Annotated in this window: 20 protein-coding genes; 7 read left to right on the top strand and 13 right to left on the bottom strand. The window is 70.0% G+C overall.

The window, feature by feature from the left end; translation table 11 throughout:
* Positions 1-130: 130 nt before the first annotated feature.
* A complete protein-coding gene (locus C6Y14_RS10370) occupies positions 131-994 on the top strand; it encodes an esterase/lipase family protein (protein ID WP_107016244.1) in 864 nt (287 codons plus the stop codon).
* Between the two features lie 330 nt (positions 995-1,324).
* The gene (locus C6Y14_RS10365) at positions 1,325-2,371 is read left to right on the top strand and encodes a hypothetical protein (RefSeq protein ID WP_107016243.1); all 1,047 of its coding nucleotides are present in this window, start codon (positions 1,325-1,327) and stop codon (positions 2,369-2,371) included.
* An 88-nt stretch (positions 2,372-2,459) separates the two neighbouring features.
* Here C6Y14_RS10365 and C6Y14_RS10360 read toward each other — a convergent pair whose 3' ends face one another.
* The 3 genes from C6Y14_RS10360 to C6Y14_RS10350 all read right to left on the bottom strand — a co-directional run bounded on the left by C6Y14_RS10360 (position 2,460) and on the right by C6Y14_RS10350 (position 6,277).
* Positions 2,460-3,626 carry a serine hydrolase domain-containing protein gene (locus C6Y14_RS10360; protein ID WP_107016242.1) on the bottom strand — a complete coding sequence of 389 codons (1,167 nt, stop codon included), beginning with the start codon at positions 3,624-3,626 and terminating at the stop codon, positions 2,460-2,462.
* 228 nt (positions 3,627-3,854) lie between these two features.
* Positions 3,855-5,612 (bottom strand): TIGR03767 family metallophosphoesterase, encoded by a 1,758-nt coding sequence (locus C6Y14_RS10355; protein WP_107016241.1) that lies wholly within the window; start codon positions 5,610-5,612, stop codon positions 3,855-3,857.
* 200 nt (positions 5,613-5,812) lie between these two features.
* Positions 5,813-6,277, bottom strand: coding sequence for an NUDIX hydrolase (locus C6Y14_RS10350; RefSeq protein WP_107016240.1), 465 nt, complete (start codon positions 6,275-6,277; stop codon positions 5,813-5,815).
* 231 nt (positions 6,278-6,508) lie between these two features.
* On the opposite strand from C6Y14_RS10350, the gene C6Y14_RS10345 reads away from it, so the two are divergent.
* On the top strand, positions 6,509-9,829 hold the full coding sequence (locus tag C6Y14_RS10345; protein WP_107016239.1) for a S8 family serine peptidase: 3,321 nt from the start codon (positions 6,509-6,511) through the stop codon (positions 9,827-9,829).
* Between the two features lie 81 nt (positions 9,830-9,910).
* On the opposite strand, the gene C6Y14_RS10340 is transcribed toward C6Y14_RS10345, so the two are convergent.
* The gene (locus C6Y14_RS10340; RefSeq protein WP_107016238.1) at positions 9,911-10,795 is read right to left on the bottom strand and encodes a hypothetical protein; all 885 of its coding nucleotides are present in this window, start codon (positions 10,793-10,795) and stop codon (positions 9,911-9,913) included.
* Position 10,796: 1 nt separating this feature from the next.
* Positions 10,797-11,351 carry an RNA polymerase sigma factor gene (locus C6Y14_RS10335; RefSeq protein WP_107016237.1) on the bottom strand — a complete coding sequence of 185 codons (555 nt, stop codon included), beginning with the start codon at positions 11,349-11,351 and terminating at the stop codon, positions 10,797-10,799.
* 244 nt (positions 11,352-11,595) lie between these two features.
* Here C6Y14_RS10335 and C6Y14_RS10330 point away from each other — a divergent pair, with 244 nt between their 5' ends.
* Entirely contained in the window at positions 11,596-12,621 is a 1,026-nt protein-coding gene (locus C6Y14_RS10330; RefSeq protein ID WP_107016236.1) for an aspartate-semialdehyde dehydrogenase, read from the top strand.
* 248 nt (positions 12,622-12,869) lie between these two features.
* On the opposite strand, the gene C6Y14_RS10325 is transcribed toward C6Y14_RS10330, so the two are convergent.
* Together C6Y14_RS10325 and C6Y14_RS10320 are read right to left on the bottom strand one after the other, a co-directional pair.
* A complete protein-coding gene (locus tag C6Y14_RS10325; RefSeq protein WP_107016235.1) occupies positions 12,870-13,736 on the bottom strand; it encodes a DUF7537 family lipoprotein in 867 nt (288 codons plus the stop codon).
* A gap of 98 nt (positions 13,737-13,834) precedes the next feature.
* On the bottom strand, positions 13,835-14,350 hold the full coding sequence (locus C6Y14_RS10320) for a DUF1203 domain-containing protein (protein ID WP_107016234.1): 516 nt from the start codon (positions 14,348-14,350) through the stop codon (positions 13,835-13,837).
* Between the two features lie 112 nt (positions 14,351-14,462).
* Here C6Y14_RS10320 and pepN point away from each other — a divergent pair, with 112 nt between their 5' ends.
* The gene (gene pepN / locus C6Y14_RS10315) at positions 14,463-17,057 is read left to right on the top strand and encodes an aminopeptidase N (RefSeq protein ID WP_107016233.1); all 2,595 of its coding nucleotides are present in this window, start codon (positions 14,463-14,465) and stop codon (positions 17,055-17,057) included.
* A 355-nt stretch (positions 17,058-17,412) separates the two neighbouring features.
* Here pepN and C6Y14_RS10310 read toward each other — a convergent pair whose 3' ends face one another.
* The 4 genes from C6Y14_RS10310 to C6Y14_RS10295 form a co-directional block, all read right to left on the bottom strand.
* Positions 17,413-18,267: an ABC transporter permease gene (locus tag C6Y14_RS10310; protein WP_107016232.1), complete on the bottom strand. Its 855-nt coding sequence runs from the start codon at positions 18,265-18,267 to the stop codon at positions 17,413-17,415.
* Positions 18,264-19,244 carry an ATP-binding cassette domain-containing protein gene (locus C6Y14_RS10305; RefSeq protein ID WP_107016231.1) on the bottom strand — a complete coding sequence of 327 codons (981 nt, stop codon included), beginning with the start codon at positions 19,242-19,244 and terminating at the stop codon, positions 18,264-18,266. The genes C6Y14_RS10310 and C6Y14_RS10305 overlap by 4 nt, the downstream gene beginning before the upstream one ends.
* Positions 19,245-19,406: 162 nt before the next feature.
* Positions 19,407-20,021 carry a PadR family transcriptional regulator gene (locus C6Y14_RS10300; RefSeq protein ID WP_107016451.1) on the bottom strand — a complete coding sequence of 205 codons (615 nt, stop codon included), beginning with the start codon at positions 20,019-20,021 and terminating at the stop codon, positions 19,407-19,409.
* Between the two features lie 248 nt (positions 20,022-20,269).
* Positions 20,270-20,701 carry an ester cyclase gene (locus C6Y14_RS10295; RefSeq protein ID WP_199854689.1) on the bottom strand — a complete coding sequence of 144 codons (432 nt, stop codon included), beginning with the start codon at positions 20,699-20,701 and terminating at the stop codon, positions 20,270-20,272.
* Between the two features lie 267 nt (positions 20,702-20,968).
* Here C6Y14_RS10295 and C6Y14_RS10290 point away from each other — a divergent pair, with 267 nt between their 5' ends.
* Entirely contained in the window at positions 20,969-21,916 is a 948-nt protein-coding gene (locus C6Y14_RS10290) for an NAD(P)H-binding protein (protein WP_107016229.1), read from the top strand.
* A 15-nt stretch (positions 21,917-21,931) separates the two neighbouring features.
* Entirely contained in the window at positions 21,932-22,645 is a 714-nt protein-coding gene (locus C6Y14_RS10285; protein ID WP_107016228.1) for a class I SAM-dependent DNA methyltransferase, read from the top strand.
* An 81-nt stretch (positions 22,646-22,726) separates the two neighbouring features.
* On the opposite strand, the gene C6Y14_RS10280 is transcribed toward C6Y14_RS10285, so the two are convergent.
* Together C6Y14_RS10280 and C6Y14_RS10275 are read right to left on the bottom strand one after the other, a co-directional pair.
* A complete protein-coding gene (locus C6Y14_RS10280; RefSeq protein WP_107016227.1) occupies positions 22,727-24,355 on the bottom strand; it encodes an FAD-binding oxidoreductase in 1,629 nt (542 codons plus the stop codon).
* 53 nt (positions 24,356-24,408) lie between these two features.
* On the bottom strand, positions 24,409-24,900 hold the full coding sequence (locus tag C6Y14_RS10275) for a nitroreductase family deazaflavin-dependent oxidoreductase (protein WP_107016226.1): 492 nt from the start codon (positions 24,898-24,900) through the stop codon (positions 24,409-24,411).
* Positions 24,901-24,973 lie beyond the last annotated feature (73 nt).

Raw genomic sequence — 24,973 nt, 5'->3', positions numbered from 1 at the left:
GGCGCGGGGAAGGCGGCGGGGACGGCGGCGCTGTCACGCGTTCGCGTGACATGTATTTCTCCGGCCGGTCCCCTAATTTCGGACCAAGCGTTCAGCAGAAGCAACTCACGACAGAACACGGGGAATTCACATGCAGAGGTCATTGAGACGGCTCACGCTGTTTCTTTCCGCGGTGCTGGCACTCGCCGTCACCACGCTCACGGTCACGCCGGCCAGCGCGGCGCCGGGCCACTCGGACGGATCGAGCAACCGGGTCATCTTCGTTCACGGGTTCGCTCCGACCGGAAAGCACGACTGCGCCAAGTACTTCTCGGACGCCCGGACGCATTTCAAGAACAAGAACTGGAGGGGCAACCTGCTCACCTTCGGTTACTACAAGGGCGACAAGAACTGCTCGTACACGTACAAGAACGGCACCCGCAACAAGTCCCTCAACACCGTGGCCAAGGTGTTCGCGAACTACGTCTCCGACAACTACTCCAAGAAGGGCGACAAGGTCGACGTCGTCGCCCACTCCATGGGCGGCCTCATCGTCCGCGCCGCCCTCTACCACAGCAGCAAGGGCACCCCGGGCTTCCCGAAGAAGCTCTACATCGAGGACGTCGTCACGCTCGGCACCCCGCACGGCGGAACCAAGGCGGGCTACGCCTGCAGCAGGCTCTTCGCGCAGTGCAAGGAAATGAAGCCGAGGAGCGCGTTCCTCAAGAGCCTCGGAACGACCATGCCGAAGCACAACAGGCGAAGCGGCTGGACCACCGACTGGACCACCGTGTCGTCGTACAACGACGGAGTCGTCTCCGAGGCATCCGGTATCGCCGGCGTCGCGAAGCACGAGGTCCAGTACAAAGCGGGAATCAGCCACAACGAACTGAAGACCGTCGACACCGGAAGGCACAAGAGCCGGATCAAGCACTCCCATTGGAGTGCCTGGTCCCTCCGTGTCTCTCCCGTGGAACAGGCACGCCAGGCGGTGCTTTTCCACTCCACGACGTGACATCTACGTGACGCGTCATGCGCAACGGAGCTGCGGCCGTCCCTTCAGGGGCGGCCGCAGTCGTCGAGCGGGCTTTCGCCCTCTCACCCGTTCGAATACCTAGCCGTCCGCCGGAAAGACGGCTCCCCCAAAGGGGGACGGCGCTTCGCGTGTTGACCTCGGAGGCGTCCATAACAGTTACGGAATGTGGGTAATCGGTGCCGTGACCCCCTTACGGACCAGGGAGTTTCGGCAGTTCGCCGGACGGACTTTAGGGCGATGTTGTCCGGCTTTGACGACGGGCTTGTAACAGCGGTTAGGCAGCGGATCGGACGCGGCAGATTCGAGGTCATGAACCACAACACCCCGCTCTCCCCGCGGCCCCTGCGCCACCTGTCCGACGTCCAGCAGCGCGTCATGACCACCGCGCACCTCCGGTCGCGGGGCGTGAGCACCGCCGACATCAACACGCAGTGCAGGCCCGGTGGTTCCTGGCAGCAGCTCCTGCCAGGGGTCTATCTGCTCCGGCCCGGACCCGCCACCACCGAGGAGCGGCTGCACGCGGTCCTCATGTACGCGGCCCGCTGCCCCGTCGCGGAACCGGCCGTCCCCGCGCAGCCCGGCGCCGCCGAACCGCACGCCCCGCAGGGGTACACCGACGCGATGATCACCGGTCTCGCGGCCCTCGCCCTGCACCGCTTCGCGGCCGCTCCCCCGCTGCTGTCCCTGGACCGCCTCGACGTCCTCGTCCCACGGCTGCGGCGCCTTCGTTCGACGGGCTGCGTCCGTATCGTCCGTACACCGGGCATGCCGGAGCCCGTGCAGCTCGGCGGCATCCCCGTGGCGCCCGTGCCGCGCGCGCTGGCCGACGCGGTCGCCGACATCACGGACGCGGGAGTCGTACGCCGGCTGCTCACCGAGGCGGTACGCGGCGGGCACTGCGAACCGGCCGCCGTCGTGAGGGAGTTGACCCATGCGCGGCTGCTGAGCCGGCCGCATGTGGTGGACGCCGTCGACTCCCTCCTCGCCGAGGGCCGGGCCATCGCCGAGGACCGGCTCTACCGCCTGGTCACGGAACACGGTCTGCCCGACCCGGTCTGGAACGTGGAACTGCGGCTGCCCGGCGGCCCGCTCCTCGGCGGCCTCGACGCGTACTGGCCCGACCACGCCGTCGCCCTCGAACTCGACACCCGGGCCCCGCGCCAGGACGACGACGCGATGTGGTCCGAGTACGCCCGCAAGCGCGAGCACCTGGAGCGTCTCGGCATCACGGTCGTCCACGTCACACCGAGGAAGCTGCGGGACTCGATGGAGCAGCAGGCGACCGTCGTGCGTACGGCTCTGATGGCGTCCGGGGATCGTGATCCGGCGGCGTACGTGGTGGTGCTGCCCCGGTAGGGGGAGAGCGGGACAGGGACCGGAGGGGCTGCCTGGTGGTCGGCGGCCCCTCCTTCTGTCTGTACGGCTACTTCGGCTGTCTGTACGGCTACTTCGGCTTCGGGCAGAACTCCGCCTCGATCACCGCGTCGCTGTCGCCCGACCAGTCGCCGTTGAAGTTGAAGGCGAGCGAGTGGCGGCCGTCCGCCGTCGTCACCGCCTCCGAGACGGACCCGTGGATGCCTCCGTGGTGGCCCCAGACGACGACACCGCAGCTCAGCTCGCGCTCGGCGAGGCCCAGGCCGTAGCGGGCGTTCGGAATCCCTCGCATCTCGACCGTGGTCTTCATCTCGGCGAGCTGCTTCCTCGGCAGCAGCCTGCCCCGCAGGAGCGCCGAGTAGAAACGGCCGAGGTCGCCCGAGTCGGAGATCATGTCGCCCTCCGCGAAGGCGAGAGCCGGATTGAGCTCAGTGACGTCGTAGGTCGGGCCGGTGGCCGTCTCGGCGAGTTTTCCGTACGCCCGGCTGCTGGGGCCCGGCACCTTCGGGTACGTGCCCGGGACGAGGGTGGCGTGCAGTCCGAGCGGCCGGATGATGCGCCGTCGGACCTCGTCGCCGTACGTGTGGCCCGTGACCTTCTCGATCACCATGCCGGCCAGGACGTAGTTGGTGTTGGAGTAGTTCCATGAGGCGCCCGGCGTGAAGTCCGGCGCGTGGGACGTCGCGATCTTCACGAGGTCCCGGGGCGACAGCTCGTCGAAGCGGTGCTCGAAGAAGCCGTCCTTCAGGAAGTAGGTGCGGGCGAAGTCGTCGTCCACGGTGTAGTCGTAGATGCCGCTCGTGTGGTTGAGGAGTTGACGCAGGGTGATGTGGCGGCCGTCGTGGCCGTTGCCGCGGACGACGCCGGGCAGCCACGTGTCGACGGTGTCGTCCAGGGAGAGCCGGTGCTCTGCTTCCAGCTGGAGTACGACCGTCGAGGTGAAGGTCTTCGTGATGCTGCCCACGCGGTAGCGGTCCGCTGCCGAGCGGGGCTTCTTCGTCCTGAGGTCGCCCACTCCCGCGGTGGCCTTCCAGGTGGTGCGGTTCTTGACGGCCTGGGCCGCTACGCCGGGGACTCCGTCCTTGACGGCTTCGTTCATCGCGCGTTGGGTCGCGTGGTGATCTCTCGCCGGTGTCGTCGGGGTCGGGGAGTGGGCCAGGGCTGCCGGGGCCGCCAGCGCGGCTGCGGCGAGTGTGGCTGCGGCGGTGAGGGCGGCGCGTGCGGTGCGGGGTGACATGTGGTCCCTTTCGTCGTGATGCCGACGGGAGGGACCTGGTGGGTGCTGGGTGGGTTGCCTTCGGCCGGGGTGGTTGAGTGTGTTTCGGCCGGATTCTGTGGGAGTCGGGGGTTGTGTGTCGGGTGCGGGTGCGTGGGGGCTGGTCGCGCAGTTCCCCGCGCCCCTTGGGGGCTGCGCCCCCGAAAGGCAAAGGACTGCGCCGTTCCCCGCGCCCCTTGGGGCTGCGCGTCAGCTCTTCCTCAGTACCAGTTCCGTGTTGCGGTCTTCCGGGTCGCCGCTCAGGTCCGTTCGGGCGCCGGGGGCGTTGAAGGAGAGTTCGCGGTACAGGGCTGCCAGGCCTGTCTGGGAGAGGTCCGTGAAGTCCGTGTCGTGGGGGGCCGCGGACTCGATCAGCGTGGTGAACAGGGAGATCGTGCCGTCGTGGTTGTCGGCGATCTCGATCACTCGGGCGAGCTGCGGGAAGTCGACGTGGGAGGCGGTGGACACCTCCCAGAAGGAGCGGCCGTCGGAGGCCGGGTGCGGGGTGATGTTGTTCTTGTGGCTGTGACCGTTCACCCAGGCCAGTACCGGGCGGTGGGCGCCGAGCACGGCGAGCACCTCGTCGCCGCCGTGCCGCCGCTCCCCCGGGTGCGCCGGGTCCTCGCGGAGGTTGCGCATGGATTTGCTGGTGTGGTGGCTGAAGACGATGACGTGTTCCTTGTTCTTCTCGGCCGCCTTCAGCGTGCGCTCCAGCCACCGCAGCTGGGTCGTGCCGACCGAGCCCTCGTAGTGGCCGCCCGGGTCGGTGGTGTCGAGGCTGACGCCGAGCACCTCGTCCGCGATCCGGAACGTGTAGTACTGGGTCTTCGCGGCGAGGTTGGCCTGCGAGTAGCCGTGTCCGACGGGGCCGACGCCCGCGTGGGCCGGGTCGAGGTGCGCCTGGAGGTACTCGGTGGGGGTGAAGGGGGCACGGCCCTCGTCCGGGGTGACCGAACGCATCCTGCGTGCCTGGGACTTGAGCATCGCCTTGAAGCCGGCACCCTTGGGGTCGCCGCCCTTCTTGACGTTCTTCCAGACGGCGACACCCTCCGACTCGTCGAGCGTCAGCAGCTTCCTGCCGCCGACCGCGAACTCGGCGAAGAAGGAGTCGCCGGGCGCGTAGCAGCCGCCGGGCAGCGAGTCGTGGTTGCCGACCGTGGAGTACCAGGGCAGGTTGAGGCCGGGGCTGCGCACCTCGCGGATCGCGGCGGCGAGGAAGCCCTCGATACGCGGGAAGCCGAGCTGCTTGTCGGCGTCGCGCAGGGCCGCGTCGGGCTGCCAGTACAGCTTGAGGTCGCTGTTCTGGACGCCCTCGTAGCGGTCCGGATCACCCGAGTTGGGGGTGATGCGGCCGCCGCTCATCACCTTGAGGAACCAGTCCAGTTCCGTCTTGGCGTTGTTGTCGGTGTTGTCGCCCGTGGTCATCACGAAGTGCAGCGGGGAGCCGGTCACGGGGGCGCCGCGCAGCGCGTTGACCCGCTCGACGAGCGAGATCGCGCCGGGCACCGACAGTGACTCCTGGGGGCGCCAGGCGCTGGCGGTCTGCGCGCGCAGGTACTCGTACCGCAGCGGGTGCTGTACGTCGACCAGGTGGAGGTCGGTGAACTGCACGAACGCGGCGAGGGCGGTGCGCCGCCCGGCCCGGCCGGACTTGGCGGCGGCCAGGTCACCGCGGACGACGCGGGGCCAGGCGGGTCCGTCTCCGAGCCGCCGGTACCCGGAGCCGGGGCGTGCGGTGGCGAGGGTCGAGAGGGTGGTGCCCCGGGTGTACGGGGCCAGGGGTGCGGCCGGCGCCCTGCGGGAGACGGCGATGGGCCGGCCCTGGGGGGCGGCGGTGTGGGTGGCGGCCTCGCTCGTTCCCGGGCGCAGCGCGAAGCCGATGCCCGCGGAGAGGGACACCGCCCCGGTGGCGGCCAGGAAGGCGCGGCGGTCACGAGCGGCGGTGGCGACAGAGCGTATGCGCGACATGGCGCGGTCTCCCCTGGTGCGGCGCGTCAGCAGTGGTCGCGGGTGGTCCACTGACGCGAACTTCCCGCTCGTACTTGATGGTTGGCACCTGGGGTGACCTGCGCGTTAACTGGACGGCAACGGGCAGCGCCGATCACCGTACGTCGATCTTGGACTACCCTCCGCGTCCACCGGGCCCTCCTCGAACGGAGGCGGGCCGGTCACTCCACGTTCATCTGGCGGGGTAGGACCCGCCCGGCCGCGGGGCGCTCGCGCCACAGGGCGAGTCCCACGTCGACCAGGCCCACACGCTCCAGGGCGGGTACCTCGTCGAGGGGGTGCCAGGCCGCCATGTCGGTCGAGCCGTCGGACTCGTGGCGCAGTTCACCGCCGGTGATCCGGGCCTCGTAGACGATCCGCAGGCCCTGGAAGTCGGCGGCGCCGACGCGGCGCGGATAGGTGCGCAGGATCGAGTCGACGCCGAGCAGGGTGACCGGTTCGACGGTGTACCCGGTCTCCTCCTCGGCCTCGCGGATCACGGTGTCGTACGGGTCCTCGCCGTGGTCCATGCCGCCGCCGGGCAGGGTCCAGCGCCTGCTGCCGTCCCGTGCCACCCAGCGGGCGAGGAGCATCCGCCCGTCTCGCACACACACGGCGTAGGCCGCCACCCTCAACTCCTTGCGCATGGGCAGACGTTACGACAGGGACCCCCGCGCGTCCCGGTTTGGCCGGAGATCGACCGCATGACGTATGGCGGAATTACGCCATGAACAGTTCACGTCACGGTCAGCTCTCCCCAAACTTCCGTTTCTTACGTAAAGCTGAGCGGTCATCCGGGTTCACATTCCGGACTGACGCGATCGGTCCGACGTCGATCCGATCGTGAACGGACTTTTCCTTTACTCACAAGGATGCTGATGACCCTCCACTCTCAGCGCGCTCCGATCAGCGGGGCGAGACGCGCGGCACGCATAGCCGTCGCCGCCGGACTCGTGGCCGCGCTCTCCGCGGCCGGGCCGATACCCATGGCCTTCGCCGCGGACGGCCCGGGTACCACCCCCGCCGACACGCCGGTCAAGTCCGCGAGCGGCAAGCTCGGTTCGGCCGACGCCGACCTCCTCGCCGAGGCGCAGGCGTCCGGCGACAAGAACGTCACGATGATGATCGCCACCGCGCCGGGGCAGACCGAACAGGTCGCAGGGCAGCTCGACGCGGTGAAGGGCGGCTCGGTCGGCCGCACCTACGACAAGCTCGGCTACGTCCGCGCGACCGTCCCGACCGCCAGGGCCGAGGCGGCCATCGCGGCGGCCTCCAAGCTCTCCTCCGTGCACGGCATCGACCTGCGCCAGGAGATCGTGCTGGACGACCCGACCCCGTCCGCCGACACGGCCAAGGGCGCCAAGAAAAGCGCCACGGCAGCCGCGTACCCGGCGCCGGGCAAGAACACCCCCGCCGTGAACCCGTACAACCCGTCCTTCGAGACGGGTGCCGTCGACTTCGTGAAGAAGAACCCGAAGGCGGACGGCCGCGGTGTCACCATCGGCATCCTCGACTCCGGTGTCGACGTGGCGCACCCCGCGCTGCAGAAGACGACGACCGGCGAGCGCAAGATCGTCGACTGGGTGACGGCGACCGACCCGCTGGTCGACGGCGACGCGACCTGGCGCGCGATGGTCAACGCCCGCTCGGGCCCGGCCTTCACCTTCGACGGCGAGAGCTGGAAGGCCCCGGCCGGCGACTACGCGGTCAGCCGCTTCCGTGAGTCCGCGTCCACCGGCGGCGACGCGAACGGCGACCTGAACCGCGACGGCGACACGACCGACAGCTGGGGCGTGCTCTACGACGCCGCAGCGGGGACGGTCCGCGTCGACCTGAACGACAACAACGACTTCACGGACGACGCGCCGATGAAGCCGTACAAGGACGGCTACCAGATCGGCTACTTCGGTACCGACGACCCGGCCACCGAGATCGCCGAGCGCGTGCCGTTCGTCGTGGAGATCCGCAAGGACGTCCCGATGGACCCGCTGGGCGGTGACTGGGTCGGCAAGAAGTCCGACTTCGTCAACATCGGCATCATCGAGTCCGAGCACGGCACGCACGTCGCCGGCATCACCGCCGCCAACAAGCTGTTCGGCGGCAAGATGAACGGCGCGGCGCCCGGCGCCAAGCTCGTCTCCTCGCGCGCCTGCACCTGGAGCGGCGGCTGCACGAACGTCGCGCTCACCGAGGGCATGATCGACCTCGTCGCCGACCGCGGCGTCGACATCGTGAACATGTCGATCGGCGGTCTGCCCGCGCTGAACGACGGCAACAACGCGCGCGCCGAGCTCTACACCCGCCTCATCGACACCTACGGCGTCCAGCTGGTCATCTCGGCCGGCAACTCGGGCCCCGGCGCCAACACGATCGGCGACCCCGGCCTGGCCGACAAGGTCATCTCCGTCGGCGCGTCCATCTCCAAGGAGACCTGGGCGTCCAACTACGGCTCGCAGGTGTCGAAGAAGTACGCGATGCTGCCCTTCTCCTCGCGCGGCCCGCGTGAGGACGGCGGCTTCACGCCGACGCTGACCGCGCCCGGCGCGGCCATCAACACCACGCAGACCTGGTTCCCCGGCGGCCCGGTCGCCGAGGCGGGCTACTCCCTGCCGCCCGGCTACTCGATGCTGCAGGGCACCTCGATGGCGTCCCCGCAGGCCGCGGGCGCGTCCGCGCTGCTGCTGAGCGCCGCGAAGCAGAAGCACATCGACCTGACGCCGGCCAAGCTGCGCACCGCGCTGACCTCGACCGCCGACCACATCAGCGGCACGCAGGCGTACGCGGAGGGCGCGGGCCTCATCGACATCGAGGACGCCTGGGACTCGATCCGGGACGGCGCCACCGCCCACGACTACCTGGTCAAGGCCCCGGTCGACACCGCGATCGACTTCGCGCTGAAGACCCCGGGCTTCGGCACCGGCCTCTACGACCGTGAGGGCGGCCTCAAGGCCGGCCAGAAGAAGACGTACGACGTCACCGTGACCCGTACGACCGGCGCGAACCGTGCCGTCAAGCACGAGCTGCACCTGAAGAACAACCAGGGCGGCACGTTCCGGATCGTCGGCGGTGCCAAGGTCCTGCTCCCGCTGTTCAAGCCGGTGACGGTGAAGGTCGAGGCCAAGCCCACGAGCGCCGGGCTCAGCAGCGCGATCCTGGAGGTCGACGACCCGCGCACCGAGGGCGTCGACAAGCAGGTCCTCACCACGGTGGTCGTCTCCGCCCCGCTGGCCGCCGCGCAGAAGTACGCCTACTCGGCGTCCGGCACGGTCCAGCGCAACTCCACCACGTCGTACTTCGTGACCGTCCCCGAGGGCGCCAAGAACCTTGAGGTCGCGATCGGCGGGCTGAAGACCGGGAGCCAGACCCGGTTCATCGCCATCCACCCGTACGGCGTCCCGGTCGACAACACGTCGACGCCGTACTGCTACAACAACTACCTCGACGGCAACGGCTGCCGCCCCGACCTGCGGTCCTACAGCGACCCGCAGCCGGGCGTCTGGGAGATCGAGGTCGAGTCGCGCCGTACGTCGCCGCTGCTCGACAACCCGTACAAGCTGAACGTCGAGGTGCTGGGCGCCGAGTTCGACCCGGCCGTCGTGACCGTCCCCGACGCCAAGGTCGGTACGCCGACCCCGGCCTCGTGGAAGGTGACGAACAAGCTCGCCGCGGTCGACGGTTCCCTCAAGGGCGGTCCGCTCGGCTCCTCCAAGAGCACGCGGCCGACCATCGCCCAGGGCGCCACGGACACCGTCACGGTGGACGTGCCCGCGGGCGCCGAGTCGCTCGACGTGAGCATCGGCAACGTCTCCGACGCCGCCGCCGACCTCGACCTGTCCGTCTACGACGCGCAGGGCAACGAGGTCGGTTCGTCCGCGGACGGCGACTCGGAGGAGGCCGTCTCCGTGCCGTCGCCCGCCGCCGGTACGTACACCGTGCTGGTCGCCGGCTACTCGGTCCCGGCGGGCACCACCGCGTACGACTACCTGGACGTGTACTTCGCGCCCTCGCTCGGACAGGTGGAGGTCGCCGCGACGCCCGTGAAGCTCGCCACCGGCGCTTCGACGTCGGTCACCGCGCAGGTCGTCGCAAACGCGGCACCGCCGGCCGGCCGTACGTTCTTCGGGCGGGTGCAGCTCGTGAACGCGCGGGGCACCGCGGCCGGTACGGGCAGCGTCCTGATCGAGAAGGTCACGCCGTAGCCTCCGGCCGGCACTGACACGAAGGGCGGGCGTCCGGTTCGACCGGGCGCCCGCCCTTCGCGTTCCCCCTCGCCGGTCCGCTCAGCCCCGGCCGGCCTCCGGTCCCGCGCACTCCATGCCGCGCGCCCCCGGCAGGGCCTCGACGATCTCCTTGCGGGCGTCGGCGACCCCCGGACCGGTCTCGTAGTCCAGCCGGTCCCGCGGATACAGCGGCACCCGCACCAGGGTGTACGTGCCGGCCCTCAGGTCCTCCCGCGCCTCCTCGGGCAGCGTGACGGTGACCGTCGGCCGGTCCGCCGCCGGCTGCTCGGGCCGGTACCAGCGCTTCACCTCCAGCACGACGCGTACGTTCCCGTCACCCGTGGACGTGATGCTCCGTACGGTCCCCTCGGCGAGGATCCTGGAGCACGCGAGACGCATCTCGGGCGGGTACGACGACGTGTCGTCCCCGCTGCCCCCGCCGTCCTCGCTGCTCTCGCTCTTCGCGGCCGACGAGTCGTTCTGGGCGCCCGTGTCGCTGCTGCCTCCCTGCACGCCGAGCCACACCAGTCCGCCGAGCAGGGCCGTGCCCGCCGCGATCACGAGGGCGCCCACGGCCGCTCCCGCGTAGCGCCGGTAGCGGCGCGGCTGCCGGGGCCCGGTCTCCTTCTTCGGCGCTCCCGGCGGCCTCAGCGGCGCGGACGCCCGGGACGGCCTCGTCTTCCGGCCCTCCCCCGGCCGCCCGAGGTCCGTCGCCTCCGCGTCCGGTGGCCCCGCGGCCGGTGTCCCGTCGGCCAGCGTGTCGCCCATGATCCTCAGCTGTTCCCTCAGCAGGGCCACGTCCGCGACCGCCGACCGGTGCTCCGCCATGAACCGCGCGTCCTCCCGAGCTCCGTCGGGCACGGGTTCGTCCGTGATCGCGGCGAGCAGCGCGTCGATCCCGTCGTACGCGACTTCTTCGTACTCGGCTCCTCCGTACTCGGGCATGTCACACCACCTCGTCCTCGTGCAGGCGGGTGCGCAGCGCGCGGACCGCCGAGTGCAGCCTGCTCTTGACCGTGCCCTCCGGGATGCCGAGCTCCTCGGCGATCCCCCGGACGGGCAGGTCGGCGTAGAAGCGCAGCACGAGGATCTGCCGCTGGGCGTCCGGCAGCTCGTCCAGGCCCTGGGCCACGGCCAGCGACAGCACCTTCGTCTCCTCACCGGAATCGCCCCCGGTGTGCTCGGCGGGCCGCAGCGAGGCCAGCCGTTCACCGATCCGCTCCTGCCGGCGCCTGGCCCGGTGCCAGTCCATGGCCAGGTTCGAGGCGACGACCGCCGCCCACGCCGACACGTCACGCGGCGCCTCGGCCCCGCTCGCCGCCCGCTCCAGGAGCCGCAGCCGGACCTGCTGCACCCCGTCCGGCAGGTCCGTCTGCGGCACCCCGCCGAGCGCGAGCACGGCACGCACCCGACGCTCCTGTGCCGCGTCCAGGGGGTCGTCGAAGGCTCCCCCGGCCGACTCCTCGGCCCCCTGGACACGGCGGGTTTTTCTGCGCAGCACAGCACCCCTCCCCTCACCGCGTTTCCTCTAGGACGCGCGAGGCGTAAGAAACGTTCGGCCGGCGCCGCCCGACTTCGGCGGGCCTGCTCCAGGGGACGGAGGCGTATGTCACACCGTCTCAGTGCGCGGGCAAAGGATTGGACACATGGGCCCGGGTGAGACACATGATGGAAACTCGGCCATGTCCCGGCCGGACAATGAGCAGGCGTAAGTGCAGGCAGAAGAGCAGGCAGAAGGAGTCGCTGTGAAGGTAGGAATCGTCGGAGCCACCGGTCAGGTCGGCACCGTCATGCTGAGGATCCTCGCCGAGCGCGAGTTCCCGGTGGAGACGCTGCGTCTGTTCGCCTCGGCCCGTTCGGCCGGTTCGACGATCACCTACAAGGACAAGTCCGTGACGGTGGAGGACGCCTCCACCGCCGACTACTCCGGCCTCGACATCGTGCTCTTCTCCGCCGGCGGCGCCACGTCCAGGGCCCTGGCCGAGAAGGTCGCCTCGCAGGGTGCCGTCGTGATCGACAACTCCTCCGCGTGGCGCAAGGACCCCGAGGTTCCGCTGGTGGTCTCCGAGGTCAACCCGCACGCGGTGGCGGACCGGCCCAAGGGGATCATCGCCAACCCGAACTGCACGACCATGGCCGCGATGCCCGTACTGAAGCCGCTGCACGCGGAAGCGGGGCTCGAAGCCCTCGTCGTCGCCACCTACCAGGCCGTGTCCGGGTCCGGTGTCGCCGGTGTCGCCGAACTGCACGGGCAGGCGCAGAAGGTCGTCGCCGACGCGGACAAGCTGACCCACGACGGTTCGGCGGTCGACTTCCCCGAGCCGCAGGTCTACCAGCGGCCCATCGCCTTCAACGTCCTTCCGCTGGCCGGGTCCATCGTGGACGACGGACTGAACGAGACCGACGAGGAGCAGAAGCTGCGGCACGAGTCCCGCAAGATCCTGGAGATTCCGGGACTCAAGGTGTCCGGGACATGTGTCCGGGTGCCGGTGTTCTCGGGGCACTCGCTTCAGGTCAACGCCCGGTTCGCGCGGCCGTTGCGTGTGGAGCGGGCCACGGAACTGCTGGCGGGGGCGCCCGGTGTCGCCCTCTCGGACATTCCCACTCCGCTGCAGGCTGCTGGGCAGGATCCGTCGTTCGTGGGGCGCATCCGTGCGGACGAGACGGTCGAGCACGGGATCGCGCTGTTCGTCTCGAACGACAACCTCCGCAAGGGCGCTGCGCTGAACGCGGTCCAGATCGCGGAGCTGGTGGCAGCGGAGCTGAGCTGACCGCCGGCGTGGGGCGGAGTGTCCGGCTGCGGCCCGGTGGGGGCTGATCGCGCAGTTCCCCGCGCCCCTGAAAGGCCCAGTCCTGGGCGGAGTGCCGGGTGCGGGACGGTGGGGGTGAGCCGCGCAGTTCCCCGCGCCCCTTGAGGGGCGCGGGGAACTGCGCGAACGGCCCCCACCGGGTCGCGGACAGCCGACGAGCCCGGGGCGCAGGCCCGCTTTTTTGGGGGCGCGGGGAACTGCGCAGGCTTTTAGGCCGTGGCCTCGGCCTTGGAGGCGTCTGCGAGTTTCTTCGTGACGTCCACCGTGTCCGCCGCCGGCGGCGCCTCCACGTCCGCCTCCGTGCCGAAGTCCGTGAACTTGAGCGTCGTGGTGCTCTTGACCGTCTGGTCCTTCTGCCCACCACCCGCCTGGGGGCGCAACGTGAGCTCGATGGTCTGCTGCCGCAGCCGGCCCTCGTCGTCGACCCACATCTCCAGCGGCAGCGTCGACGTGCCGAGCTGCTTCTCCAGCTGGTCGGCCTTCGCCCGGTCGCCCTTGGCGAGGTCCTTCACCGCGATCTTGACGCGGTAGTGCGTGGTGCGGGTCCCGTCGATCGTCTCCGTGCCGACCTTGGTGACGTCGGCGTCGTTCACGCCTTCGGTGTACGCGAAGGATTCCGCCGGGTCGTTGACCTGCCCGCCCGCGCCGCCCAGTTTGGCCGGGTCTATCTTCATCCAGGTCTTGCCCTTGGGCAGCTGGAGCTGGGCGCGCTGCTCGGCCGGGGCCTTCTGGTAGACGACGCCGTCGAGGACGCGCTGCTCGATCTTCTGCCCCTTGGACGTCATCGTCATGGTGCTGGCGCCCTCTTCGAGGTCCATCACACCGGTGCCGCGGACGGTCACCGTCTCGCCGGCGGCGGCCGCCTCGGAGACGAGGCTCATTTTCGCCGAGTCCGCCGCGGTCGTCTTCTGGTGGGCCGCCCGTACCACCTGGGACTCGGACGCGCCCTTGGTGGAGGACGCCCCCTTCGCCCCGTCCTTTTTCCCGTCCGCACCGTCGTCCCCGCTGGAGCAGGCGGACAGTCCTGCGGTGAGCACCAGTACGGTCGCGATTCCTAGGACGTGCTTTCCTGCCATGAGAACGTTCCCCCTCAACTCGGGTCAAAGTCGGGCCACTTGACTCGAACCGGGTTCCCAGTCCTTTACGTGCCACTCCTCCTTGCACACATCCGGTGTCAGGGGCGGCGCACCTCGTAGAGAAAACAGCCGTACTCGACGGCCCTGACGTGGACGAGGGCCACCTCGCTGTCGGCGAAGGCCTCCGTGAGTGCCGCGTCGAGGGCGGCGTCGGGCGAGTCCCGGCCGGCCGGTTCCGGGATCTCCAGGAGCCGGCCGCCGAGGATGTGGCCCTGGGCGGAGTAGCGGCGCAGGGTGCGCAGGACGCCCGGCCCGGCGAAGGGATACCCGGACCTGTCGAGGTCAGGCCCCTGGCACTCCTGGGCGTGGACGAAGACGGGGCCCTGTTCGTCGTACGCGCCGGGTCGCGCGCCCGTCCGCGCGGCCCAGCGGCGCAGGGGCGCGTACGAGACGAGGGCGATGCGCTCCCCCGGTTCGCCGCGCCGCAGACAGCAACGGAGCGGAGCCCCGCCGTCCGGGTCGGTGACGGGAACGCACGGAAGCCCGGCGTCGTCCGTCGCGCGGAGTTCCTTCAACGCCTGGGGTTCGATGGGACGTGCGTGATGGCTGGTCATGGCTCCAGGGTGGCCCCGCGTCCCCCGCGCACACCGGCGGGAAACGGACATCGCACTCCCGCAGCCGCCGTGGAAGGATGACGCAACTGACCCATCACGAGGAGATGACCGCGTGCCTGGCACAAACCTGACCCGCGAAGAGGCACAGCAGCGGGCGAAGCTGCTCACCGTTGACTCGTACGAGATCGATCTGGATCTCTCCGGCGCGGTGGAGGGCGGCACCTACCGGTCCGTGACCACGGTGCGCTTCGACGCGGCCGAGACCGGCGTCGGGTCCTTCATCGATCTGGTGGCCCCGGCCGTCCAGGAGGTCGTCCTCAACGGTGACTCCCTCGATCCGGCCGAGGTCTTCAAGGACTCGCGGATCGCGCTGGCGGGCATCCTGGAGGGCCGCAACGTCCTGCGGGTCGTGGCCGACTGCGCGTACACGAACACCGGTGAGGGGCTGCACCGGTTCGTCGACCCGGTCGACCAGCAGGCCTACCTCTACACCCAGTTCGAGGTGCCGGACGCCCGCCGGGTCTTCGCGAGCTTCGAGCAGCCGGACCTGAAGGCCACCTTCCAGTTCACCGTGAAGGCGCCGTCGGGCTGGACCGTCATCTCCAACTCGCCGACGCCGGAGCCGAAGGACGACGTCTGGGAGTTCGAGCCGACGCCGCGCATCTCGACGTACATCACGGCGCTGATCCTGGGCCCGTACCACTCGGTGCACAGCGTGTACGAGAAGGACGGGCAGAGTGTGCCGCTGGGCATCTACTGCCGGCCCTCGCTCGCCCAGTTCCTCGACTCGGACGCGATCTTCGAGGTCACGCGGCAGGGCTTCGAGTGGTTCCAGGAGAAGTTCGACTACGCGTACCCGTTCAAGAAGTACGACCAGCTCTTCGTACCGGAGTTCAACGCGGGCGCGATGGAGAACGCGGGCGCGGTGACCATCCGCGACCAGTACGTGTTCCGGTCGAAGGTGACGGACGCCGCGTACGAGGTGCGGGCCGAGACCATCCTGCACGAGCTGGCCCACATGTGGTTCGGCGACCTCGTGACCATGGAGTGGTGGAACGACCTGTGGCTGAATGAGTCCTTCGCCACCTACACCTCGATCGCCTGCCAGGCGTACGCGCCGGACTCCCGCTGGCCGCACTCGTGGACCACGTTCGCCAACTCCATGAAGACGTGGGCGTACCGGCAGGACCAGCTGCCCTCCACACACCCGATCATGGCGCAGATCAACGACCTCGACGACGTGCTCGTCAACTTCGACGGCATCACGTACGCCAAGGGCGCCAGCGTCCTCAAGCAGCTCGTGGCGTACGTCGGCCAGGACGAGTTCTTCCGGGGCGTGCAGGCCTACTTCAAGGCGCACGCGTACGGGAACACGCAGCTGTCCGACCTGCTCGGCGCGCTGGAGGAGACCAGCGGGCGCGACCTGGGCACCTGGTCGCAGAAGTGGCTGCAGACGGCCGGCATCAACATCCTGCGCCCGCAGATCGAGACCGACGGACACGGGATCATCACCTCCTTCGCGATCCGCCAGGAGGCCCCCGCGCTGCCCGCCGGCGCGAAGGGCGAGCCGACGCTGCGCCCGCACCGCATCGCGGTCGGCCTGTACGACCTGGACGACGACAGCGGCAAGCTGGTGCGCGGTGAGCGCATCGAGCTGGACGTCGACGGCGAACTGACCGACGTGCCCCAGCTGGTGGGCAAGCCCCGCGCCGCCGTGATCCTCCTCAACGACGACGACCTGTCGTACGCGAAGGTCCGTCTCGACGAGCAGTCCCTCGCGTTCGTCACCGAGCACCTCGGCGACTTCGAGGCGTCCCTGCCCCGCGCCCTGTGCTGGGCCTCGGCCTGGGACATGACCCGCGACGCCGAACTGGCCACCCGCGACTACCTCTCGCTGGTGCTCTCCGGCATCGGCAAGGAGTCGGACATCGGCGTCGTCCAGTCGCTGCACCGCCAGGTGCTGACGGCCGTCGAGCTGTACGCCGACCCGAACGCCCGCGAGGCCCTGCTGACCCGCTGGACGGACGCCACGCTGGCCCACCTGCGGTCCTCCGCGGCCGGCGGCGACCACCAGCTGGCCTGGGCACGCGCGTTCGCCTCGACGGCCCGCACGCCGGAACAGCTCGACCTCCTGGAGGGCCTGCTGGACGGCCGGGAGAGCATCGAGGGCCTGGCCGTCGACACCGAGCTGCGCTGGTCGTTCGTCCAGCGCCTCGCGTCGGTCGGCCGCTTCGACGACGCCGAGATCACCAGCGAGTACGAGCGGGACAAGACGGCCGCCGGTGAGCGGCACGCGGCGTCCGCCCGCGCCGCCCGTCCGACCGACGAGGCCAAGGCGGAGGCCTGGGCGTCGGTCGTCGAGTCCGACAAACTGCCGAACGCCCTGCAGGAGGCCGTGATCGGCGGCTTCGTGCAGTTCGGCCAGCGTGAACTGCTCGCCCCGTACACGGACAAGTACTTCGAGGCGGTCAAGGGCGTCTGGGACTCGCGTTCGCACGAGATGGCCCAGCAGATCGCGGTCGGCCTCTACCCGTCCGTCCAGATCTCCGCGGACACCCTGGCGAAGACGGACGAGTGGCTGGCCTCGGCAGAGCCGAGCGCGGCCCTGCGCCGCCTGATCTCGGAGTCCCGCTCGGGCGTCGAACGCGCCCTGAAGGCCCAGGCGGCGGACACGGCGGCCTCGGCGGCGACCCCGACCGGCGAGTAGCCGCACACGGAAGCGGCGCCCCCAGGCCGAAGGCCTTCGGGGGCGCCGCTTCCGTGTGGGGGCGGAGGGGGAGTCACGGCAGCACGACCCAGCCGACGGGGGAGACAACCAGCCCGGCTGCCGTGACTCGTTCAGGGCCCCCTTTTCTTAGGGGCGCGGGGAACGGCGCAGTCTTTCGCCTTTCAGGGGGCGCAGCCCCCAAGGGGCGCGGGGAACGGCGCAGTCTTTTGGCTTTGCCCTTCAGGGGCGCGGGGAACGGCGCAGTCTTTTGGCTTTGCCCTTCAGGGGCGCGGGGAACTGCGCGACCAGCCACGACGCACCCGCAGACGACCGACAACCCCACGCCCCCACACCACTACTGCCGACTCTTCGCCCGATACAGATGCATCGTCAGCGGCGCGAAGATCAACGTAATGACCCCGCTGGCCAGCAACACCCACCCGATGTCAGCCCCGCTGGCGTCCCCGTGGACAAGCCCACGAACAGCCGTGGCCGCGTTACTGACCGGATTCGCGTTGACGATCGCCTCCATCCACCCCGGCATGGTCTCCGGCTCCACGAAGATGTTGCTGGTGAAGACCAGCGGAAACATCACCAGCATGCTGGACCCGGACACCGTCTCCGGCGCCTTGGCGACCACACCCAGCGCCGCGAAGATCCAGCTGACGCTCACCGCGAAGAGCAGCAGGAGCAGCATCGCGGCCAGCACGCCGCCCATTCCCCCGTCGGGCCGGAAGCCGAGCGCCAGCCCGACCCCCATCGTGGTGGTCAGCGCCAGCACGTAGCGGACGATGTCGCCGAGGAGGCTGCCCACGATGGTGGCCGGCTGCCAGAACGGCAGGGTGCGGAACCGGTCGTAGATGCCCCGGGTGATGTCCATGTTGAGCGCGGTACCGGTGTAGACGGTCGGCATGATGACGGTCTGCACGAGGACGCCCGGCAGGAAGTACTGGAGGTACTCCTTGGTCGAGCCGGCGAACGCGCCGCCGAAGAGGTAGGTGAAGGTCAGCAGGAAGACGATCGGCATCAGCGTGACGTCGAACAGCACGGCCACGCCGTAGTGCTTCATCTTCCGCATCGTGCGCCACGCGGACACCCGTACGGCGGTCAGCGGGTTGGGGCGGGAGGGGCGGATCTGACTGGTGAGGGCCTTGCGCAGGGCGTCGGCGGGCACGCCCGGAGTGGCCGTCGTCTCGGATGTGAGGGTCATGCCGCGTCCTCCTGGTCGGTCTGTGCGTCTTCCGCGGGGCGCCCGGTGAGGGCGAGGAAGACCTCGTCGAGGCTGGGCCTGCCGAACGCGAAGTCCGAGACGGCGATCTCGGAGCGGGCGAGTTCGGCGAGGGCTCCCGCGACCCGTTCGTGGTCGTCGGTCCGTACCGAGAGCGCGAAGGGGTCGGACTCCTGGAAGACCGGTGAGGCGAGGGCCCGGGTGAGCAGTTGGGCGGCCTCGGGGCGGGTCTCGGCGTTGACGAGCCGTACGTGCAGGGCTCCGGTGCCGACGGACGCCTTGAGTTCGCCGGTGGTGCCCTCGGCGATGACCCGGCCGTGGTCGATGACGGCGATGCGGTCGGCGAGCTGGTCGGCCTCGTCGAGGTACTGCGTGGTCAGCAGGATCGTGGTGCCGAGCGCCACCATGGCCCGCACGCTGTCCCACACCTGGTTGCGGCTGCGCGGGTCGAGTCCGGTGGTCGGCTCGTCGAGGAAGAGCAGGTCGGGGGTGATGACGAGGCTGGCGGCGATGTCGAGGCGGCGCCGCATGCCTCCGGAGAAGGTCTTGGACTGGCGTCCGGCGGCGTCCGTGAGGTCGAAGGCCGCGAGCAGTTCCTCGGCGCGGGCGGCGGCCTGGGACCGGGAGAAGCCCAGCAGCCGGGCGAGCAGGGTGAGGTTCTCGGTGGCGGTGAGGTCCTCGTCGATCGAGGCGAACTGGCCGGTGAGGCTGACCCGGCTGCGTACCGCCCCGGCCTCCTTGACCACGTCGTGCCCGAGGACCCGGGCGGTGCCGCCGTCGGGGGTGAGCAGGGTGGACAGCATCCGGATCGTCGTCGTCTTGCCCGCGCCGTTGGGACCCAGCACGCCGTAGACGACACCCTGCGGGATGGCCAGGTCGACGCCGTCGACGGCCCGGGTCTCACCGAAGGTCTTGACGAGTCCCGACGTCTCGATGGCAAGTGTGGATTGCGAACTCAATCTGTGACTCCTTGGTCCTGATGCGCCACGAGAGGCTGTGCGCCATGGCAGGGAACGAACGACACGCAGAGCAGTAATCAAATTTGATTACTGCTCCAAGCTAGAGCACGGGCAACCAACTATGCAAGTTTGATTAGTAGGTCGTGCGAAGACGGCCGCCCGTCAACGGCCCGTCGTCCCGGGGCCGATGAGGGCGCGCCACGATCCCGGCGTCCCGAAGGAGGGCCCGTGTTCGCCGGCCATCTCGTACTCGCCGGACCTGACCCGTGCCAGCAGGTCCTGGGTCCATGCGACGCCGAGGTCGGCGTAGCGCGTCCGCATGGTCCACAGCTCGCCCAGATGCGCGGGCAGGCCCTCGGCGTGGACCGGGGCCGATTCCTTGCGCAGCACGGCCCGTTGGGCTTCCAGGACGGCCAGGCGGGTGGAGAGGGCCGCCACGGCGCGCTCGCGCGAGAGGGCGGGCATCAGGGCGAGGCCGGCGCTGAGCATGTCGGCGCGGTGCTCGGGCCGCTCCAGGGCGTCGACCAGCAGCCGGAAGAACTCCGCGTCCCCCTCGGCGGTCACGCTGTAGTCCACCCGCCCCGGCCAGTGGACGATCTCGCTGGCCTCCAGCAGGCCGATCTTCGCGAGCTGCCGCAGCGCGTGGTAGATCGAACCGGGTTTGACGTTGGCCCAGTCGTCGATCCCCCAGGACAGCAACTCGGCCCGCACCCGGTAACCATGCGTCCTGCCGAACCCGCGTACCACCCCGAGGACCAGCAACCGCGTCGCCGACATCGTCACCCCGTTCCGTCTGGTGCGGCGTATTCCTGTCCGCCGCGCGCCTGGGCGCCAGCTTAGTTAGCCGCCCCGGACACGACGGAGGACGACCAGGACGCGCGTCCTGGGGCTCCGCGCGCCCGGGGGCACGGGACACGCCCGCGCCCCCGGGCCACGCCCGCCGGACCCCCGGACCCACAGACCCACAGACCCACAGACCCACGGGCCGACGGGCCGACGGGCCGACGGCTGAACGACCGTGCCGGTCAGGCGCTCGTTTCCAGTTCCACCTTCGGGACGTCCGGCAGCTTGCCCAGTTTGACCAGGAGCGGGCGCATGTTGATGACGTCCCAGTGTTCGACGACCTTGGCGTCCTCGAAGCGCAGTTCCTCCACCAGGTGCCAGCTGACGCGCTCGCCGGTCGGCGGCACGCCCATGAACTCGTGCGAGTGGGTCGCCGTCACGGTGATGCGCAGGGTGACCCGGTCCTCCTCGGCCATGATGCTCTTCACTTCGAGCTGGAGATCGGGGAACGCCTGCAGCCCGCCCTCCATGAGTTTGATCATGTCGGCGGAACTCACCTCGGTGTCCTCGGAGTAGTGCACGATGTCCGGCGACCAGTGCTTGATGATCCCGCTCAGGTCCCACCGGTTCCAGGCGGCGACCATTTCCAGACACAGGGCCTTGCGCTCGGCCATTGACATGGCGATTCCTCACAGTCTCGCGGACGATGTCACGCCAGACTGCCCCCGACCCGCCTGAGAACGGCTGCAGGACCGCTCAAGTCCCGCTGGAGCGGGGCCGGACGCCACCCGCCGCCCCACCGGGGTCCGCGGCGGTCCGCCGAAGTCCATCGGCGCTCACGGAGTCCTCTAGCCCGGCGCGACAGCCTGGGCCCCTGGAACCGCCTCCCCTGCACAGGACAGCGCGCCGGGGAGCACCGTTTCGTACGCCGAGGAGGGGCCTTGAACATCCTGTTGACCGGTGCCACGGGCAAGGTGGGACGCCATGTCGCCCGGAGCCTGGCGGGCTCCGGGCACCACGTGCGGGCGCTCACCCGCACACCCGCGACCGCCGCGCTGCCGGCCGGCGTCGAGGTCGTCGAGGGCGACCTGGAGCAGCCGCAGAGCCTGCCCGCCGCCCTGGAGGGCATCGACCGGATGTACCTCTTCCCGGTGCCCGAGACCGCCCACGAGGTCGCGGCGCTCGCCCGCAAGGCGGGGGTCCGGCACATCGTCGTCCTGTCGTCCAGTTCGGTGCTCGAAGACGAGAGCAACCCCAGCCACCAGCACCACCGCGCGGTGGAACGGGCCGTCGAGGACAGCGGGGCGGACTGGACCTTCGTACGCCCCGACGAGTTCGCCGGCAACACCCTCTGGAAGTGGGGCGACTCCATCCGTACGGAGGGCGTCGTGCGCGCCCCCTACGGCAAGGCCGCCCGCGCGATCGTCGACGAGGCCGACATCGCGGCGGTCGTGGCGACCGCGCTGCTGGAGGACGGCCACGCGGGCGCCCAGTACCTGGTGACGGGGCCGCAGGCGCTGACCCAGGTCGAGCAGGTGGCCGCGATCGCGGAGGCGACCGGCCGGGACATCCGCTTCGAGGAGCTGAGCCGGGAGGCCGGACGGGCGGCGATGAGCGCCGTCATGCCGCCGCCGGTCGTCGAGATGCTGCTCGACTACCTCGCCGAGTCGGCCGTCACCCCCGGCCCGGTGACCGATGCCGTGCGCCGGGTCACCGGCCGTCAGGCACGCACGTTCGCGAGCTGGGCGGCGGAGCACGCCGAAGGATTCGGCGGCGAGGCCGCTGCCGGGGATGCCTCCGGTGCCGGCGGTGTCTCCGGTGCCGGTTCAGGCGGTTCGGGCGGTTCAGGCCGCTCCAGCAGTGCCGGCCGTTCGAGCAGTTCCAGCTGAGGAGGGGAGTTCGTCATGTACGGACCCGGGATGGCCGAGATCTACGAGCTGCTGCACGAGTCGCGCGGCAAGGACTACCGGGTGGAGGCCGCCACCGTCGCGGGGCTCGTACGGGCCCGCAACCCCGCGGCGGCCTCGCTCCTGGACGTCGCCTGCGGCACCGGCGCGCACCTGCGGCACTTCGCCCAGCTCTTCGACAAGGTCGAAGGGCTCGAACTGTCCGACGCGATGCTGTCGATGGCCCGCACCGCGGTACCCGCCGCCGTCCTGCACCGTGGCGACATGCGCGACCTGTCCCTGGGGCGCTCCTACGACGCGATCACCTGCATGTTCGGCTCGATCGCCTATCTGCAGGACACGGCCGAACTCACCGCGACCCTGCGGTCGTTCGCCGAGCACCTGACCCCGCACGGTGTCGTGGCGGTGGACCCCTGGTGGTTCCTGGAGACGGCTCTGGACCGCCATGTGAGCGGGGACACCGTGACCGTGGGCCGAGGGACGCTGACCCGGATCTCCCACACGGAGCGCCGGGGGCACACCTCACACATGGTCGTGCACTACATGGTGGCCGATCCCGACAGTGGTGTGCAGCACTTCGCGGAGAGCCACTCGCTGACGCTGTTCACCCGCGCCGAGTACGAGGAGGCGTTCACCCGGGCCGGGTTGAACGTCGCCTACGTGGAGGGGATCCAGTCGGGCCGCGGCCTGTTCCTCGCGGACCGCGGCTGACTGTCTTCGAGTGCGCCGGAGGGGCGGTGGCCGCGGACTGCGGCCACCGCCCCTCCGGGCATTCTGTCGTTCCCGTCGCCGTCAGTCGGGCAGCCGCACCGACAGCGCGTGCCGGAAGACATTCCTGGGGTCCCAGCGGGCCTTGACCTTCTGCAGGCGCGGGTAGTTCCCCTTGTAGTAGAGGGTGTGCCAGGGCACTCCGGAGGTGTTCCACTCCGGGTCGGCCAAGTCGATGTCGGGGTAGTTGATGAAGGTGCCCTCGGTCCGGTCGTCGGGCACCGGGACGCCGCCGGTGGTGGCGAAGACGTCGCGGTAGATCTCCCGGATCCAGGCGAGGTTGGCGTCGTCCTGTGTGGGATCCATCCATGTGGCCGACATCCACACCTTGATGATGGAGTCGCGCTGGGCGGTGGCGGTGGCCGTCTCCGGAACGGAGTTGACCTTCGCCCCGTACGAGTAGAGCGAGACCTCGCCCCACACCTGGGTGTCGGCGCTCAGATACTTGTAGAGGGTGGCGGCCTGGGCGTCGGTCCACGGCTTGCGCAGATACGCGCCCTTGGACTTGGTCCGGTCGAACCCGCCGGTGTCGAACTTGTTGGCCAGCGTGGCGCGCAGCCACGGCTCCGTGCTCCGCTGGACGGCGGGCTCCACCCCCGTGCCCTCGTTGATCGCGGCCACGAAGTCGTTCAGCAGCCCCTCGGCGCCGTCCAGTCCGCCGTCGATCTGGATGTCCAGCAGGATCTGCCCGGCCGCCTTGCTGTTGAGGTAGAAGACGCTGTGCAGACTGGCGTACGGGGTGTCGGCGGCGCTGTTGCGCTGGTGCCAGGCCCCGTGGTTGTCGATGATCCGGGTGAACGCCTTCTCGGTGAGGGCGGACCACTCCCAGGTCACGATGTGCCGCAGGGTCGACTTCGGCGCCTTGGGCAGCAGCCCGGACGGATCGTTGCCGGTGGCCCCGGGCGTACGGAACCAGTACTTGGTGACGATGCCGAAGTTGCCGCCGCCGCCCCCGGTGTGGGCCCACCACAGCTCGCGGTTGGGGTCGCCGGCCGCGCTGGTGGCCACGACCTTGCGGGCCCGGCCGGAGGCGTCCACGACAACGACCTCGACGGCGTAGAGGTGGTCGGCCACCACTCCGTCGCGGCGGGACAGCGGGCCGTACCCGCCGCCGAGCACATGCCCGCCGACGCCCACCTGCGGGCAGACGCCCGCCGGGATGGTCACGCCCCAGTCGAGGTACAGGGTGCGGTACGCCTCCCCGAGGGTGGCCCCGGGTTCCACGGCGAACGCCCGCTTGGCGGAGTCGTAGAAGACCTGCCGCATCTCGGACATGTCGATGACGGCCCGCACGGCGGGGTCGTCCACGAAGCCCTCGAAGCAGTGGCCGCCACTGCGTACGGCGATCCGCTGCCCCGCGTCCAGGGCCCGGTTCACCGCGTCGACGACCTGGTCCGCGGTGTGCACGACGTACACGGCGTCGGGCTTGCCGCGGAACCGTCCGTTGAATCCCCGGCTGACCAGGTCCTGGTAGCGCCGGTCCGTCCGGTCCACCTGGACGAGCCCGGTCCTGGCGCCGCACGCGCCGCCCTGTGCCGCTTCCGGGACGGCGGCCTCGGCGGCCTGGGCACCGGAAACGGCCGTGGTGACCACCGTGGCCCCGCCGACCGCCGCCGCGCTGCCGAGGAATCCACGGCGCGTGAATTCGTTCAACACAGACACCTTTCCTTTCCGTGCATGTAATTTCTGACGTGCACCGCCGACGCTTACTGCTCGACGGGCTCCAGAATCACCACGGGAATTTCCCTGGTGGTCTTCTTCTGGTAACTCTTGTACTGCGGGAAAAGGCCCGTCATGAGCTTCCAGAGATCCGGCTTCTCCTCGGCGGTCGCCGTACGGGCGCGCACGTCGAGGTGTTCCTCACCGATCTGGACATGCGCCTCGGGCGAGGCGACGAGATTGAGATACCAGAGCGGATGCTCGGGCTTTCCGCCGTTCGAACCGACCACGACGACGTTGTCGCCGTCCCGGCCGTAGATCACCGCGGTGCGGCGCAGCTTTCCCGATTTCCGGCCGCGGGTGGTGAGGAGCAGGGTGTCGAGCCCGTACCACTTCGCCCCCTCCTTGCCACCGCTGCGGTCGTAGCGGCGGATGTGCGCCGCGACCCAGCCCGTCGGACTGTCGACGGGCGCCTCGTCCGGCTGTTCCGACCGCTCCGACCGCTCCTGCTGCTCCGGTTGTTCCTGCTCCTCCGGCATGACCCCTCCGAACTAATCAAATTTGTCTAGATGCACCCTAGTCACGCTGGACCCGGCGACGCAATCAAATTTG

Source organism: Streptomyces dioscori, assembly GCF_003024195.1.
In the GTDB taxonomy this organism is placed as follows: Bacteria; Actinomycetota; Actinomycetes; order Streptomycetales; family Streptomycetaceae; genus Streptomyces; species Streptomyces dioscori.
The sequence above is the reverse complement of the archived record's forward strand: the minus strand, read 5'-3'. Positions and strand labels throughout refer to the sequence as shown.

Bases quoted from the DNA above. Each gene is read 5' to 3' on its own strand.
- C6Y14_RS10370 (WP_107016244.1), top strand. From the start codon at position 131: ATGCAGAGGTCATTGAGACGGCTCACGCTGTTTCTTTCCGCGGTGCTG.
- C6Y14_RS10365 (WP_107016243.1), top strand. From the start codon at position 1,325: ATGAACCACAACACCCCGCTCTCCCCGCGGCCCCTGCGCCACCTGTCC.
- C6Y14_RS10360 (WP_107016242.1), bottom strand. From the start codon at position 3,626: ATGTCACCCCGCACCGCACGCGCCGCCCTCACCGCCGCAGCCACACTC.
- C6Y14_RS10355 (WP_107016241.1), bottom strand. From the start codon at position 5,612: ATGTCGCGCATACGCTCTGTCGCCACCGCCGCTCGTGACCGCCGCGCC.
- C6Y14_RS10350 (WP_107016240.1), bottom strand. From the start codon at position 6,277: ATGCGCAAGGAGTTGAGGGTGGCGGCCTACGCCGTGTGTGTGCGAGAC.
- C6Y14_RS10345 (WP_107016239.1), top strand. From the start codon at position 6,509: ATGACCCTCCACTCTCAGCGCGCTCCGATCAGCGGGGCGAGACGCGCG.
- C6Y14_RS10340 (WP_107016238.1), bottom strand. From the start codon at position 10,795: ATGCCCGAGTACGGAGGAGCCGAGTACGAAGAAGTCGCGTACGACGGG.
- C6Y14_RS10325 (WP_107016235.1), bottom strand. From the start codon at position 13,736: ATGGCAGGAAAGCACGTCCTAGGAATCGCGACCGTACTGGTGCTCACC.
- C6Y14_RS10320 (WP_107016234.1), bottom strand. From the start codon at position 14,350: ATGACCAGCCATCACGCACGTCCCATCGAACCCCAGGCGTTGAAGGAA.
- C6Y14_RS10310 (WP_107016232.1), bottom strand. From the start codon at position 18,267: ATGACCCTCACATCCGAGACGACGGCCACTCCGGGCGTGCCCGCCGAC.
- C6Y14_RS10300 (WP_107016451.1), bottom strand. From the start codon at position 20,021: ATGTCGGCGACGCGGTTGCTGGTCCTCGGGGTGGTACGCGGGTTCGGC.
- C6Y14_RS10295 (WP_199854689.1), bottom strand. From the start codon at position 20,701: ATGGCCGAGCGCAAGGCCCTGTGTCTGGAAATGGTCGCCGCCTGGAAC.
- C6Y14_RS10285 (WP_107016228.1), top strand. From the start codon at position 21,932: ATGTACGGACCCGGGATGGCCGAGATCTACGAGCTGCTGCACGAGTCG.
- C6Y14_RS10275 (WP_107016226.1), bottom strand. From the start codon at position 24,900: ATGCCGGAGGAGCAGGAACAACCGGAGCAGCAGGAGCGGTCGGAGCGG.